Annotated in this window: 14 protein-coding genes and 1 pseudogene; 6 read left to right on the forward strand and 9 right to left on the reverse strand. The window is 66.3% G+C overall.

What is annotated here, in order from left to right:
* The first annotated feature begins 48 nt into the window (after positions 1-48).
* Positions 49-981, forward strand: a complete 933-nt coding sequence (locus SINAR_RS0124990; protein ID WP_028001619.1) for a LysR family transcriptional regulator — start codon at positions 49-51, stop codon at positions 979-981.
* A 9-nt stretch (positions 982-990) separates the two neighbouring features.
* Here the strand turns inward: SINAR_RS0124990 and cobM are convergent, their stop codons facing one another.
* Together cobM and SINAR_RS0125000 are read right to left on the reverse strand one after the other, a co-directional pair.
* Positions 991-1,749: a precorrin-4 C(11)-methyltransferase gene (cobM, locus tag SINAR_RS0124995; protein WP_028001620.1), complete on the reverse strand. Its 759-nt coding sequence runs from the start codon at positions 1,747-1,749 to the stop codon at positions 991-993.
* 38 nt (positions 1,750-1,787) lie between these two features.
* Complete coding sequence (locus SINAR_RS0125000; RefSeq protein ID WP_028001621.1) at positions 1,788-3,020, reverse strand: bifunctional cobalt-precorrin-7 (C(5))-methyltransferase/cobalt-precorrin-6B (C(15))-methyltransferase; 1,233 nt, start codon at positions 3,018-3,020, stop codon at positions 1,788-1,790.
* Between SINAR_RS0125000 and SINAR_RS0125005 the strand changes: the two genes are divergently transcribed.
* Positions 2,998-3,798: a cobalt-precorrin-6A reductase gene (locus SINAR_RS0125005; protein ID WP_028001622.1), complete on the forward strand. Its 801-nt coding sequence runs from the start codon at positions 2,998-3,000 to the stop codon at positions 3,796-3,798. The genes SINAR_RS0125000 and SINAR_RS0125005 overlap by 23 nt on opposite strands.
* Here SINAR_RS0125005 and SINAR_RS0125010 read toward each other — a convergent pair.
* The 6 genes from SINAR_RS0125010 to ung form a co-directional block, all read right to left on the reverse strand.
* A complete protein-coding gene (locus tag SINAR_RS0125010; RefSeq protein ID WP_028001623.1) occupies positions 3,762-4,526 on the reverse strand; it encodes a precorrin-3B C(17)-methyltransferase in 765 nt (254 codons plus the stop codon). The two genes, SINAR_RS0125005 and SINAR_RS0125010, sit on opposite strands and share 37 nt — an antisense overlap.
* The gene (locus tag SINAR_RS0125015) at positions 4,523-5,296 is read right to left on the reverse strand and encodes a precorrin-2 C(20)-methyltransferase (protein WP_028001624.1); all 774 of its coding nucleotides are present in this window, start codon (positions 5,294-5,296) and stop codon (positions 4,523-4,525) included. The genes SINAR_RS0125010 and SINAR_RS0125015 overlap by 4 nt, the downstream gene beginning before the upstream one ends.
* Positions 5,293-5,925, reverse strand: coding sequence for a precorrin-8X methylmutase (locus tag SINAR_RS0125020; RefSeq protein ID WP_028001625.1), 633 nt, complete (start codon positions 5,923-5,925; stop codon positions 5,293-5,295). Before SINAR_RS0125020 ends, SINAR_RS0125015 begins: the two co-directional genes overlap by 4 nt.
* A gap of 2 nt (positions 5,926-5,927) precedes the next feature.
* Positions 5,928-7,295, reverse strand: a complete 1,368-nt coding sequence (cobG, locus tag SINAR_RS0125025) for a precorrin-3B synthase (RefSeq protein ID WP_028001626.1) — start codon at positions 7,293-7,295, stop codon at positions 5,928-5,930.
* A gap of 117 nt (positions 7,296-7,412) precedes the next feature.
* Positions 7,413-8,183 (reverse strand): precorrin-6A synthase (deacetylating), encoded by a 771-nt coding sequence (gene cobF / locus SINAR_RS0125030; RefSeq protein ID WP_028001627.1) that lies wholly within the window; start codon positions 8,181-8,183, stop codon positions 7,413-7,415.
* A 97-nt stretch (positions 8,184-8,280) separates the two neighbouring features.
* Positions 8,281-9,006 carry a uracil-DNA glycosylase gene (ung, locus tag SINAR_RS0125035; protein ID WP_028001628.1) on the reverse strand — a complete coding sequence of 242 codons (726 nt, stop codon included), beginning with the start codon at positions 9,004-9,006 and terminating at the stop codon, positions 8,281-8,283.
* 197 nt (positions 9,007-9,203) lie between these two features.
* Between ung and modA the strand changes: the two genes are divergently transcribed.
* Genes modA through modC form a run of 3 tightly spaced genes read left to right on the forward strand, consistent with a single transcriptional unit; the run spans position 9,204 to position 11,809 of the window.
* A complete protein-coding gene (gene modA / locus SINAR_RS0125040) occupies positions 9,204-9,989 on the forward strand; it encodes a molybdate ABC transporter substrate-binding protein (RefSeq protein WP_150824077.1) in 786 nt (261 codons plus the stop codon).
* 60 nt (positions 9,990-10,049) lie between these two features.
* Positions 10,050-10,739 (forward strand): molybdate ABC transporter permease subunit, encoded by a 690-nt coding sequence (gene modB, locus SINAR_RS0125045; RefSeq protein ID WP_209439314.1) that lies wholly within the window; start codon positions 10,050-10,052, stop codon positions 10,737-10,739.
* Positions 10,736-11,809 carry a molybdenum ABC transporter ATP-binding protein gene (gene modC / locus SINAR_RS0125050; protein WP_028001631.1) on the forward strand — a complete coding sequence of 358 codons (1,074 nt, stop codon included), beginning with the start codon at positions 10,736-10,738 and terminating at the stop codon, positions 11,807-11,809. Before modB ends, modC begins: the two co-directional genes overlap by 4 nt.
* A 36-nt stretch (positions 11,810-11,845) precedes the next feature.
* Here the strand turns inward: modC and SINAR_RS01000000133845 are convergent, their stop codons facing one another.
* On the reverse strand, positions 11,846-12,241 hold the full coding sequence (locus SINAR_RS01000000133845) for a winged helix-turn-helix domain-containing protein (RefSeq protein ID WP_033057561.1): 396 nt from the start codon (positions 12,239-12,241) through the stop codon (positions 11,846-11,848).
* A 175-nt stretch (positions 12,242-12,416) separates the two neighbouring features.
* On the opposite strand from SINAR_RS01000000133845, the pseudogene SINAR_RS01000000133850 reads away from it, so the two are divergent.
* Positions 12,417-13,749 (forward strand): annotated as a pseudogene (locus tag SINAR_RS01000000133850) (NAD(P)/FAD-dependent oxidoreductase).
* Positions 13,750-14,033 lie beyond the last annotated feature (284 nt).

Genomic DNA, 14,033 nt, shown 5'->3' on the forward strand with positions numbered 1-14,033 from the left:
CCCGTCTAATCCGCTACCTCTGGGGAATGCATAAGATTGTGCCGAATAATGGATAAATCAGACATCACCCTGGAGCGCATGCGCACCTTCGCCCGCGTGGCGGAGCGCGGGAGTCTCAGCGCCGTCGCGCGCGAACTCGGAGTGGGTCAATCGACCGTAACACGCCACCTGCGCGAGCTCGAGGAGGCCGTCGGGGTGCCTTTGCTGAGCAGGACGACCCGGCGCGTCACGATGACCGACGAAGGCAGCCGCTATTACGCTCGGAGCGTCGAGATCCTGCGTCTGGTCGAGCAGGCCAGCGACGAGGTGCGCGGCACGCGCGGCGCTCGAGCCGGTACGATCCGGGTCTCCTGCACGGCAGCTTTCGGCGTGCTGCATGTCAGCCGGCTGATCTTCGCCTTTCAGGACCTCTATCCGGATATAGGCATCGACCTGAGCCTCACCGACGAGCGGATCGACCTGGTACGGGAGGGTATCGATATCGCGCTCCGCCTGGGCCCCCTCGCCGACAGTTCGATGCGGATGAAAGCGCTTGGCCAAAGCCGAAGGCTGCTGGTGGCAGCTCCGGCCTACCTGTCGAAGCGTGGAAGGCCGGCCATCCCGCAGGAACTCATCGGGCACGAAGGCATCCGGATGTCGAATGTGGCGGGCAGCGAAACGCTCGCCCTGCAGGGGCCGGACGGCAAATATCACGCCGTCCCCTTCGGAGGACGCTTGAGAGTGGACCATGGCCTGGCCGTGCGCGAAGCGCTCGTCGCCGGGCGCGGCATCGCACCAGCCCATCGCTGGCTCGTCGGCGATCTCCTGGAGGCGGGAAGGATCGAGGCGGTACTTCCCGATTATTCGCTTCCTTCCGTGCCGCTCAACATGCTGATCGTTCCGGAGCGCGCCGGCATCGCCCGGGTCCGCCTTCTCATCGACTTCCTCGCAAATGAGATCGGCAATGTCCCCGGGATGGACCGTTCGCCGGCCGGGCGGTGATCAGCCGGTTTATTCGCGCCCGCGGAAGCGACGCTGATAGGCCGGATCGTAGAGGGAGCTCTCGCGGAAGTCCGAGGCCTCCAGGCCCGGCCCGACGAAGATCAGCGCGGTGCGCTCGATCGGATCCTCCGCGACTTTGCCCGCGATATCGCCGAGCGTCCCGCGGACGACGCGTTCGTCCGGCCAGGAGGCCTTGACCACGATCGCCACCGGACAATCGGCGCCGTAGAGAGGCGTCAACTCCTCGACCACCCGCTCAAGCGCGTGGATCGCAAGGTGGATCGCAAGCGTCGAACCGGTGGCGCCGAAGGCGGCGAGCGTCTCGCTATTCGGCATGGGCGACGCCCGGCCGGAGACGCGCGTCAACACCAGGCTCTGAGCCATCGCCGGGATCGTCAGCTCGCGGCCGAGCGTCGCGGCGGCGGCGGCGAAGGCAGGTACGCCCGGGGTCATCGTATAGGCGATCCCGTGCTTCTCCAGCCGCCGGATCTGTTCGGCGACCGCGCTCCAGACGGAGAGATCGCCGGAATGCAACCGGGCCACGTCCTCGCCGGCTTCGGCCGCGCGAACATATTCCGCCTCGATCTCGTCGAGCGACATCGGCGCCGTATCGATGATGCGGGCGCCCGCCGGGCAAAATTGCAGGAGCTCGGGCGAGACGATCGAACCGGCATAGAGGCAGATGGGGCAGCGGCCGATCAAGTCCCTGCCCCTGACCGTGATGAGGTCTGCCGCGCCCGGACCTGCGCCGATGAAATGAACCGTCATGATTTGTCCTCTTGAAAATGCATGGTTCGAAGATCGGCTCACGCCTTAACCCACGACCATTGCGTGACCGGCATCGCCGGCCGCCAGCCCGTCATGGCGCCGATGGGCGAGACTCGGGCGATATCGATGCGGATCAGCGAGCCGCCGAGCCGCGCATGGCGGGCGAGGAGCAGCGCTTCCATCTCCGTCGTTACGGCATTGGCGACCAGACGCCCGCCGGGCGCAAGCGCGTCGATAACCGCTTCCATCACGCCGGTCTCGCTGCCGCCGCCGCCAATAAAGACCGCGTCCGGCCGCGGGAGTCCCCGTAACGCGTCCGGCGCCCGGCCCTCGACGACCGCAAGACCCGGTACGCCGAAGCGCGCGGCGTTGCGGCCTATCCGGGCGGCCCGCTCGGGCGATGCCTCTATGGCGATGGCGCGCATCGCCGGATCAGCGAGCAACCATTCGATCGCGATGGAGCCTGAGCCGGCGCCGATATCCCAGAGGAGCTCGCCCTCCCGCGGCGCCAGCGCCGAAAGCGTCAGCGCCCGCACCTCCCGCTTGGTGATCTGGCCGTCGTGCTCGAAAAGCCGATCGTCAAGGCCGCTCGCAAGCGGCAGGACTCGTGCATCGGCATCCGCCACCACCTCAAGCGCACAGACGTTCAAGGCATCGACCTTTTCCAGCGCGAAGTCTCTGGCACAGTGCCTGGAGACACGCTCACGTTCGCCGCCGAGCGCCTCTAAAACTGTAAGCTGTGACTGACCGAACCCGATCTCGCTGAGCAGCCCGGCGAGCGCCTTCGGACCGTTTTCGTCCGAGGTCAGCGCCAGCACGCGGGCCCGCGGCTGAAGATGCGGGCGGATGAGATCGATGGGGCGGCCATGCAGAGAAACGGTCGTGACCTCCTGCAGGGGCCACCCGAGCCGGGAAGCGGCAAGGCTGAAGGCGGACGGCGCGGGAATCGTGTGCATCTCCGCGGCATCGATGCGGCGCGCCAGCGTGGCACCGGCGCCGTAAAGGAACGGATCGCCGGAGGCGAGCACAACGACGGGGCTGCCGCGGCGGGCGATAATCGCCTCCACCGATCTTTCGAACGGGCTTTGCCAGATGTGGCATTCGCCGTCGATGAGCGGCGCAGCAAGCTGCATATGGCGAGCGCCGCCGAAGACGACGGGTGCTGCCTTTATGAGGCGCTTGGCCTCGTCGCCGAGACCGGCTACACCGTCTTCTCCGATACCGATAACGGTGAGCCAGGGAGCGACGATGGCCGAGCCACTGTTCGACATGTCAGCCACGGGCAGACCTCGCATTCTGATCCTCGGGGGAACGACCGAGGCGCGCCAGCTCGCGGAGCGCCTGGCCTCCGACAGCCGATACGACGCGGCGATCTCCCTTGCCGGCCGCACGGCCGATCCCCGTCCGCAGCCGCTTCCGACGCGCATAGGCGGCTTCGGCGGCGCCGAAGGCCTTGCCGCCTTCCTGCGCGAGCGACGTATCGCCCTGCTGGTCGATGCGACGCACCCCTTCGCTGCCCGTATCTCGCTCAATGCCGCGACAGCGGCGGAAATGACCGGGACTCCGCTCTTCGCGCTCCGACGCCCCGCCTGGGAGGCAGGACCCGGCGATCGATGGACATGCGTCGACAGCGTCGCCGAGGCGGTCTCCGTTCTCGGCGACGCGCCGCGGCGCGTGTTCCTGGCGATCGGCCGGCAGGAGGCCTTCCATTGCGAGAAGGCACCGCAGCACAGCTACGTCGTGCGCAGCGTCGATCCGGTGATGCCGCCGCTCGACCTGCCGGATGTCACGACCATCCTCGCCTCCGGCCCCTTTGCGCAAGCGGACGAAGTGGACTTGCTCGAGCGCCACCGGATCAACGTCATCGTCGCCAAGAACAGCGGCGGCGCCGCCACCTACGGCAAGATAGCGGCGGCGCGTCAGCTTGGGGTCGAGGTGGTGATGGTCGAGCGCCACAGGTCCGCCGACGTTCAATCGGTCGGCGACTGCGATGCGGCGCTCGAACGCATCCATCAATGGCTTTCTCCGGTGAAGGATCGTGGCGTGTAGACGAGGTCGTGCTTTCCGTCGCGGGCAATGACGCGCGTCTCCGGCGAACCGATGATCACGCAGGTCGCCATGTCGGCGCGGCCGGGGTCGGCCTCGCCGAGCGGCATGACCGCGATGCGCTCGTCCGGCCGCCCGGCTGCGCGGCCGAAGATCACCGGAACCCGGGCCGGCAGCACCTGCCTCAGAACCTCGAAGGCCTCGCCGAGCTGCCAGGGACGCGCCTTGCTGATCGGATTGTAGAGCGCGATGACGAGCCCCGCTTCGGCGGCAAGCTTCAACCGGCGGGTGATGACGTCCCACGGCTTCAGGTTGTCCGAGAGCGACATGGCGCAGAAATCGTGTCCGAGCGGTGCTCCGATCCGCGCTGCGACCGCGAGCATTGCGGTCACTCCGGGAGTGACGGTGAGATCGACCTCACGCCACTCCTGCGGTCCCTTGTCGATCGCCTCGCAGACGGCGGCGGCCATCGCGAAGATGCCGGGATCGCCGCCGGAGACGACGCAGACATCTGCCCCGGCTGCCGCTCGCGCGAGTGCTGCCCGAGCGCGGTCCAGCTCCTCACGGTTATCCGAAGCGATACGCCGTTGATCCGCCCGAAGCTGCAGGCGATCGAGATAGGGGCCGTAGCCGAAGAACTCGGTCGCAACCGCAATCGCGTCCTTGGCCTCGGGTGTCATTTGCGCCGGATTGCCGGGGCCGGTGCCGACGATGAAGAGCTTTCCGGTCATGCTCTTCCCTCCGGGCCGAGCCGGGCATACGAGCCGGGCCTGTCCTTCCAACCAGGAACGAGCACCAGCGAGAAATAGGGTGCCTCATCGTCCGGCTTCTCGCCGAGCGGGACCATCGCCGCATTCCTCATCGTGCCGCGCTCGACATAGACGGCCGCGTCGAGCCTGCCCGCCGCCGCGAGCGCCCGGCGGATCTTCGGCAGGTTGCGGCCGACCTTCATGATGACCGCCGCCTCGGTATCGGCGAGGCGACGCTGAAGCTCGCTCTCGCGCATCGTGCCGGGGAGAACCGATAGCACGTCGTCGCCTTGCACCAGCGGCAGCCCCGCGAGCGACCAGCAGCCGGACATTGCGGTGATGCCCGGAATCACCTCGGCGGGGAAACGGCCGGCAAGCCGCACATGGAGGTGCATATAGGAGCCGTAGAAGAGCGGATCGCCCTCGCTCAGCACCGCGACCGTCCGTCCGGCGAGAAGATGCGCCGCCACGGCCTCGGCCGAGGCGTTGTAGAACTCCGTGATCTGACCCCTATAGGCGTCGTGATCCTTGTCGATCTCGGTCGTCACCGGGTAGTAGAGCGGCAATTCGGTCATGCCGGGCTTGAGAAGCCCCTCCACAACGGCGCGGCCGTTGCCGTTGCGTCCGGCCTTGGCGAAATAGGCGACGACATCCGCCTCGCCGAGCGCCCGGACCGCCTTTACGGTCAGGAGTTCCGGGTCACCGGGACCGGTTCCAACGCCGATCAGCCGGCCCGTTTCCGCCCCGTTCACAGGCCTGGCCTCGCGAGAGAATTCAGCGCGGCGGCGGTCATCGCGCTGCCGCCGAGGCGGCCGCGGACGATCGCGAAGGGAACGCCGTAGGAATTTTCGGCGAGCGCATCCTTCGATTCGGCCGCACCGACGAAACCGACCGGCATGCCGAGGATCGCCGCCGGCTTCGGCGCGCCGTCGCGCAGCATTTCGAGCAGATAGAAGAGCGCGGTCGGCGCATTGCCGATCGCGACCACTGAACCGGCCATCCGCTCGCCCCAGAGCTTCATCGCTGCGGCCGAACGCGTATTGCCGATCTCAGCCGCGATCTCCGCTGTGCGCGGATCGCGGAGCGTGCAGATGACCTCGTTGCCGGCGGGCAGCCGTGCGCGCGTTACGCCATGGGCGACCATTTCCGCATCGCAGAGGATCGGCGCACCGTCTTTCAGCGCCGCGCGCGCGGCGGAGACGAAGCCGGGCGAGAATACGAATTGGCGCACCGCCTCGACCAAGCCGCAGGCATGCACCATGCGTATCGCCAGATCGGCTTCTTCCTCCGAGAAGCCGGAAAGATCGGCTTCCGCGCGGATGATCGCGAAAGAACGCTCATAGATGGCGTTGCCATCGCGGATATAATCGTAGTCAGGCATTTCTATCCCTGTTCAAACGCGGCGGCGATACGCGCGGTCCCTAGCCGTGTAAGACAGGACAGTGCCGATTCGCCAGCGTCTTTGTTTTCCCGCACCAGCGCGTTGAGAGCGCTGAGTGCGGATCTTATTCCGTTCTCATCCCTGTAGGCACTCGGCGCGACGGAAGCAGTGCCATTTACGACAAGCGCATATCCTGATGGCGCACCGACGAGCGTCAGCGGCGACGCCGTCGGTCTGGCGCAACCCTTGGGACAGCCGGAGAGATGCATAGTGGCCGAACCGTCGAGGAGGTCCGGCGCGGCTTCGACCAACAGCCTTGCGGCCGTCTTTGTGTCCATCCGCGCCGAGGCGCACGCCAGACCGGCGCAGGTGGCGATGTGATTGCGCGGATCGTCCGGGGCCACCAGAAAGCCGTGCGAGCAGGCAAGCCGTTGCGCAATGGGCGCCGTTTCGCCGGAGAGACCGAGGACGAACAGCCCGTGCCCGGGTGCAAAGCGTATCGCGTCTGCGCCGAGTTCTTCCGCCTGCCGGACGAATGCGATGAGACTGCCCGCATCGGTTTGCGCGAAGGCCAGCCCGACGCCGAGCACGGTGCCGGCGTCGCCGAAGCGATGGAGACCCGCGGGCGGCGGGGAAGGGGAGTCGTTGTCTGCACGCGGCAACGCTGCCCCGGCCGAAAAGCGTTGCCGGACAAGGCCTGCGTCGAGGTCGCGAGCGCGGGCAGCGGGACCGCGCGCACAGAGCTCTCGCAGTATGCAGAGGAGCACCGGAACGGCCGCTTCCGCCTCCAGGCAAGCGACGGGACTTGCGGATTGCGCCGTCCCGCCAAGCGAGAGCAGCCACCTGACGCCGCTCTTGCCGCCAAGCGCGCGGACACGCAGGTCGGCAGTCAGGCTTCCAAGGTGGAAACGGCCGCCTCCATCCACGACGATCGAGAGTTTCGGAGCAAGCCTGAGCGCCTCCCCCTCATCGGCGATCGCCATGCGCAGCGCGCGGGCGAGCGGGCGAGGGTCGGCGATTTCCTCCGGGTCGACGCCGGCAAGCGGCGGCGTCTCGATCGCGACCCCTTCGGCAATGGCTATCTCCGCCTCCCCGATCGCTTCTGCGAGCGCCGGGACGCTTTCCGGCGTCAGGCCGCGGATCTGCAGGTTGCCGCGTGCCGTGACCTCGATGACCCCGCTTCCGCATGTGGCAGCCGCACCGGCAAGCGCCCTCATCTCCGCCGGCGTGAGACCGTCTGCCGCCGGCCGGAGCCGCACGAGCAGGCCATCCCCGGTCTGCATCGGTGCAGCCAGCGAAGGACAGGCTCCGCGGCGCATCGATGTGCCGGTCGCAGATCGTTCGGCTCGTGGGGCGGCGCAGCTCGTCATTGGTCTTCGGTGATCCTTCGGGGTATCTCGCTGCCATCCCGGCGAGCCTGATCGATCAAGCCTATATCACGGAGAGGCGCGTTGAGAGAGATCAAAGATCGGCGGCAATGCCCGCGATCACTCTTCGAAATCGGCACCCTTACGCAGCAGATAGATATCCATGATCCAGCCCACCCGCTCGCGCGCCGCGGCCCGTGCTTCGATAATCTGCTCTTTCACCTCGGCGAGGCGCCCTGAAATGACGATCTCGTCAGGCGTGCCTAGATAGGCGCCCCAATAGATCTCGGCATCCGGATCCTCGATCTTCTGGAACGCCTGCTCCCCGTCGAGCATGACGACGGCCGTTTCGTTTTTGTGCGGGAAGGTTTCGGCGAGTCGCCGGCCGGTGGTGATCTCCACCGGCTTGCCGACGAGGTTCAACGGTATGCGATGGCTGGCACAGAGCGCCTGCAGGCTGGTGATGCCCGGGATCACGCCGAAATCGAAGGCGACCCGCCCGCGCGCCTTCACCCTCTCGACAATGCGGATCGTGCTGTCATAGAGCATCGGATCGCCCCAGACGAGGAAGGCGCCGGTCTGCCCTTCGGCAAGCTCGCTCGTCAGCAGCGACTCGTAGGTGGCGGCGATGCTCGCATGCCAATCGTCCACGCTCTTCGTGTAGCTGCGGCCTTCGCTGCGGCGGACCGGCACGGCGAATTCCACGGTACGGCTGTCGCTCCGCGTCACGTATCGGGCGCATATCTCGCGGCGCACCTCGGCGAGTTCCGTCTTGCTCGCCCCTTTTGTCGGAATGAAGAGCACATCGGCTCCGTTCAGCGCATTGATCGCCTGAACGGTCATATGCTCGGGGTTACCCGCGCCGATACCGATGATCAGGATGTGCCGCATGCCGTCTCCCATAGCGTCGCCCGCCTTCCGGCCAGTCTTTGACGGATCGGGGCCGGGGGCGCAAGGTCCATTCGCGACGGGTGCCGGAACGACTGCGTCAGCAGTTCGGCACCATCGGCCGTTCGACGGCCAAGGGAGGATCTTCCGGCAACCGCCAGTCGATCGGCGCGAGCCCCTTGGACGTCAGAAACGCATTCGCCTTGGAGAAATGCCGGCAGCCGAAGAAGCCGGAATGGGCCGAAAGCGGTGACGGGTGCGGCGCAGTGAGCACGAGATGACGCGAACGATCGACAAACGCGGCCTTGCGTTGTGCGTAGGAACCCCAGAGCATGAAAACGACCGGCTGCGCCTGCTCGTTGACCGCACGGATAACCGCGTCGGTAAAGCGTTCCCAGCCCCTGCCCTGGTGCGAGGCCGCCCGGCCGCGCTCCACCGTCAGCACGCTGTTCAGCAGGAGCACGCCCTGGCGCGCCCAACTTTCCAGGAAGCCGTGGCGCGCAGGGGCTATTCCGAGGTCTTCCCGCAGCTCCTTGTAGATGTTGACGAGCGAAGGCGGCGTGCGTACGCCAGGACGCACACTGAAGCAGAGGCCATGCGCCTGCCCATCCCCGTGATAAGGATCCTGACCGAGGATGACGATGCGCACCTTGTCGAGCGGGGTTAGGTCGAGCGCGCGGAAATATTCGCCACCCCTCGGAAAAATCTGCCGGCCCTGTTGTTTTTCTTCCAGCAGGAACCGCTTGAGCTCGGCCATGTAGCCATGGCGGAACTCGGGGCCCAGAACGGCTCTCCAGCTTTCTTCCAGCTTGATCGTCGCATCCATATGGGACGTCACCTCGTTTGGTCTCGTTGCGGTCTTTAAAGCGCAATCCCGTCGGATTGTTAACGGTGAAAATCGGCGTGCCGGGGTCGGTTTCGCTTGCCGCGCTTGCAGCGGCAGCATTGTATTTCTCTGGATATAGCGGTAATCAGGCACCGAAGCGTTATATTTTTGTAAATATCACGAAACGGGAGGCAGAGGTGATCAGAAGGAGACATTGGCTCAAGGGCGCGGCACTGGCGCTCGGCATGGTTCTGGCGGGAGCCGTCTCTGCGCCGGTCCTGGCGGCGGATAAGGTCACCGTTTTCGCGGCTGCGAGCCTCAAGAACGCGCTCGACGCGATCAACGGTGAATGGCTCGAGCAGACCGGCAAAGATGCGACTGTCTCCTATGCGGCGAGTTCGGCACTGGCGAAGCAGATCGAACAGGGCGCGCCCGCCGACATCTTCATTTCGGCCGATCTCGCCTGGATGGATCATCTCGCAGACAAGAAGCTGATCAAGGCCGACACGCGGGCAAACCTGCTCGGCAATCGCATCGTCCTCGTCTCGGGCGAGACGGACGCCCCGGCAGTTGAGATCACGCCGGGTCTCGACCTCGCCGGCCTTCTTGGCGACGGCCGGCTGGCGATGGGCGCCGTGGATTCGGTACCCGCCGGCAAGTATGGCAAGGCCGCGCTGGAAAAACTCGGGCTGTGGCCGAGCATTGCCGGGAAAGTCGCAGGTGCCGAAAGCGTGCGCGCCGCCCTCCTCCTCGTATCGCGTGGCGAAGCGCCCTACGGAATCGTCTACCGCACCGATGCCGCAGCCGACGCCAATGTGAAAGTGGTCGGCACCTTCCCGGAGGACAGCCACCCGCCAATCGTCTACCCGATCGCGATTACCGCGGACAGCAGGAACCCCGATGCCGCCGCCTATCTCGACTTCGTCCGCTCGCCGAAAGCGGCAGCGCTTTTCCAAGCCGAGGGCTTCACGGTTTTGGATTAGCATTTAGCGAATGAGCGGACGACGCGGCGCGTCAGGAACGGGAGCACGAGCTTGGACTGGATGGCATTGAGCGACGCGGAGTGGACGGCCGTCCGCCTGAGCCTTCGGGTCGCCACGGTCGCGATGCTTACAAGCCTTCCGCTGGCGCTCCTCGTCGCCATGCTGCTCGCGCGCGGCCGCTTCTGGGGCAAGTCGATTCTGAACGGTCTCGTCCACATGCCGCTGATCCTGCCGCCGGTGGTCACCGGCTTCACGCTGCTGCTCCTGTTCGGCCGGCGCGGACCGGTGGGCGGCTTTCTCGCGGAGAATTTCGGACTCGTCTTTTCCTTCCGCTGGACGGGAGCGGCGCTCGCCTGCGCGGTGATGGGCTTCCCATTGATGGTCCGCAGCATCCGGCTGTCGATCGAAGCGGTCGATCGCAAGCTCGAAGATGCGGCGGCCACGCTCGGGGCAAGCCCCGCCTGGATATTCCTGACGGTAACCCTGCCTCTGATCCTTCCAGGCATTCTCGCCGGAATGGTTCTCTCCTTCGCCAAGGCCATGGGCGAGTTCGGCGCCACCATCACCTTCGTCTCCAATATTCCAGGCGAGACGCAGACGCTTTCCGCCGCGATCTACACCTTCACACAGGTGCCGGGCGGCGACGCTGGGGCGATGCGCCTTGCCGCCATCTCTGTCGTCATTTCGATGGCAGCCCTGATGCTTTCGGAAGCCATGGCAGCCGCGGCGCGGCGGACGGTGGCGGCATGAGGCTCGAAGTCGACGTGCGCCTTCGGCTCGGTTCCTTCGCGATCGATGCCGCCTTCGCGTCGGAGGGCGGCGTAACCGCTCTTTTCGGTCGCTCTGGCTCGGGCAAGAGCTCGCTCGTCAACATCATCGCCGGCCTCCTCAGACCCGATCGAGGCCGCGTCGTGCTTGACGGCGACGTGATCGCCGACAGTGAGCGCCGGCTCTTCACACCCGTCCATCGCCGCCGTTTCGGCTATGTGTTCCAGGAAGCCCGCCTCTTTCCGCATCTGAGCGTCCGCAGAAATCTCGCCTATGGCCGCTGGTTCGCAGGCGCGGGCCGGCCAGGGCCTGAATTCGGCAGGATCGTCGAGATGCTCGGCATCGGGCACTTGCTCGACCGTATGCCCTCGACGCTCTCGGGCGGCGAGCGGCAGCGCGTCGCCATCGGCCGGGCGCTGCTCGCATCCCCCCGCCTGCTTTTGATGGACGAGCCGCTCGCCGCCCTCGACGATGCCAGAAAGGCCGAAATCCTTCCCTATCTGGAGCGGCTTCGCGACGATACGCGGATTCCGATCGTCTATGTCAGTCACTCCGTGGCAGAGGTCGCCAGGCTGGCGGAGCGCGTCGTCGTCATGGAAAACGGCCGGGTCAAGGCCTCCGGGAAAACGGCAGTCGTCCTCAGCGAGCCGTCCGAGACGTCCGCCACCGACCGGCGAGACGTCGGCGCGCTGATCGAGGGCACCGTCGACAGTCACGACGAAGGCCACGAGCTGACCGTGGTGCGCGCGGGGGAATGCCTGTTCCGCGTGCCGCATCTCGTCGCCGAGCCCGGGCAGAGCCTGCGCCTCTACATTGCCGCACGCGACGTCATGCTGGCGACCGGGCACCCGGAAGGCATCAGCGCCCTCAACGTGCTTCCGGGAATGATCGTCAGCCTTTCGCCGCCACGGCAGGGAAGCACCGACGTGCGCGTGGACTGCGGCGGCAACGTCATTGGCGCGCGGGTCACGACTCTTTCCCGCGAAGCGCTCGACCTACGGCCGGGGAAGCAGGTTTACGCCGTCATCAAGACCGTCGCGCTGGATTACTAAAGTCCGCAGCGGCGTTCCGTCCGGAACGCGGCAAGGTTAGAACGGCTTTCCCGTTGGTTCTTCAATCGGAGCCCCATTGCGGTCGCGCATGGCGTCCAGCCAATCGAGATCCTCGGCGATCGCGGCCTGAGCCGTCGCCTCCATCGCCCGGAAACGCGCGATCAGCATCTCGCCGAAAGCGGTGACGACGGCCCCACCGCCCTGTTTGCCGCCACGCTGCGAATCGACCGCCGGCTCCTTGAACATACGGTTCAAGGCGTCGACCAGCAGCCAGGCGCGCCGGTAAGACATGTCCATGGCCCGCCCCGCAGCGGAAATGGAACCGGTTTCGCGGATGCGTTCCAGGAGCATGATCTTGCCGCGCCCGAGACGGTCGTTCGGCGGGAAGTCGATGCGGAGGATCGGGCGGAGGTCGGCTTCGGTATCGCGCATGAGACGAACATAAGCCCTGGCGCAGGAGACGGGAAGGCACCACCTCTCAAAGACGCTGCGGGAACGGTGGGCATGCGGCAACTGTGCATCGCCAGCCGAAACCGGCCACGCAGACTTGATCGAAGCCGCCATTGGATGCAGCGATAGAAGAAGTCGACAAACCGAAGAGAATCGCATGCCCGGCCCCGCTCTCGCCCCTGTTGAAACCGATCCTTCACCGGCCGGAAGTGCCGACGTCGTCATTATCGGCGGCGGCATCATCGGGGTGAGCACGGCGCTTTTTCTCGCCGAGCGCGGCGTGCATGTCGTACTCTGCGAAAAGGGCGTACTCGGCGGCGAGCAATCGAGCCGCAACTGGGGCTGGGTGCGTGTCATGGGCCGCGACCGGCGTGAGATTCCGCTCGCGATGGCGGCGCTGAAAATCTGGGACACGCTCGACACGCGCGTCGGCGGCCAAACCGGGTTCCGCCGGAGCGGCATTCTCTATATTTCCGAAACGGAGCAGGACGTCGCCAACCGCGATGCCTGGCTCGCGCTTGCGAAGCCCTATGGCGTCGACAGCCGTCAGCTTACCGCCGACGAAACCCGGGAACGCATGGCCGGGGCTGCGATCCGCTACAAGGGCGCGCTCTATACGCCGAGCGACGGCATGGCCGAGCCGCAAAAAGCAGTACCTGCGATCGCGGCCGGAGCGCGCCGTGCCGGTGCACGAATCGTGACCGGCTGCGCCGCGCGGGGAATCGAGAAAAGCGCGGGTCGGATAAGCGCCGTCATCACCGAAAAAGGCCGCATCGAAACGTCCACTGTCGTGCTTGCGGGCGGCGCCTGGTCGCGGCTCTTCTGCAAGGGTCTCGGCATCCGGCTGCCGCAACTGAAGGTGCGCAACACCGTGCTCAGGACCGCACCGGTCGAGAGCGGACCGGACGGCGCCGGCGCGACGGCGACTTACGCCTATCGCAAGCGTCTCGACGGGGGCTACACGATCGCCACGGCGGGTGCCAACCTGCATCCGCTCGTGCCGGACACACTCGCATTCTTCCGCGATTTTCGGCCGGCGAGAAAGGCCGAGGGCGAAGCCGTGCAGGCGGGATTGAGCGCCCAGAGCTGGCGCGAGCTTTTCGAGATCGCTTCCGTGCCTCTCGATCGGCCGGGCGCCTTCGAGCGGCACCGCATCCTCGATCCGGGGCCCGATCCGAAATCCGTGCTCAGAGCTTTCGAGGAAGCGCGTAAGGCTCTTCCGAAGCTCCGCGCCGTCGAGCCGCTGCAGATCTGGGCCGGTCTGATTGATGTCACGCCCGACGTCGTGCCGGTCATTTCCCTGGCGCAAGATCTGCCGGGGCTCGTCATCGCCACCGGTTTCTCCGGTCACGGCTTCGGCATCGGTCCCTGGCGCCGGACATCTCGTCGCCGATCTCGTCACCGGAGACCCGCCCATCGTCGACCCCTCCGAGTTCCGTCTTTCGCGCTTTTCCGACGGTAGCCCGATCGAGATCGCACCACCGGTCTGAGGACGGTTCGCCGGCCGTCCCACGAAAGAAAATTGCCCGCCACCAGGACCGGCATGTGCGCGCGAACTCGTGCCGCATGCGTGCCGGCACGAATCTGTCTTTCTTCGTTTCGCAGCCGGGCGCGGCGGCGAAAACCCTTCATCTGGTCCCGAACTCGTGGCAGTCTGTGTGCATATCCTGTTGGGAGAACGGGAGGTTGCGGCGGCATCGCAGGCAGGGCGGAGGAATCTTGAGCCAGCCGGGAACCGCCAGGCGGCGGCGCCGTTCTTCCGGGGCATTGAGTT

This window comes from Sinorhizobium arboris LMG 14919 (assembly GCF_000427465.1).
In the GTDB taxonomy this organism is placed as follows: Bacteria; Pseudomonadota; Alphaproteobacteria; order Rhizobiales; family Rhizobiaceae; genus Sinorhizobium; species Sinorhizobium arboris.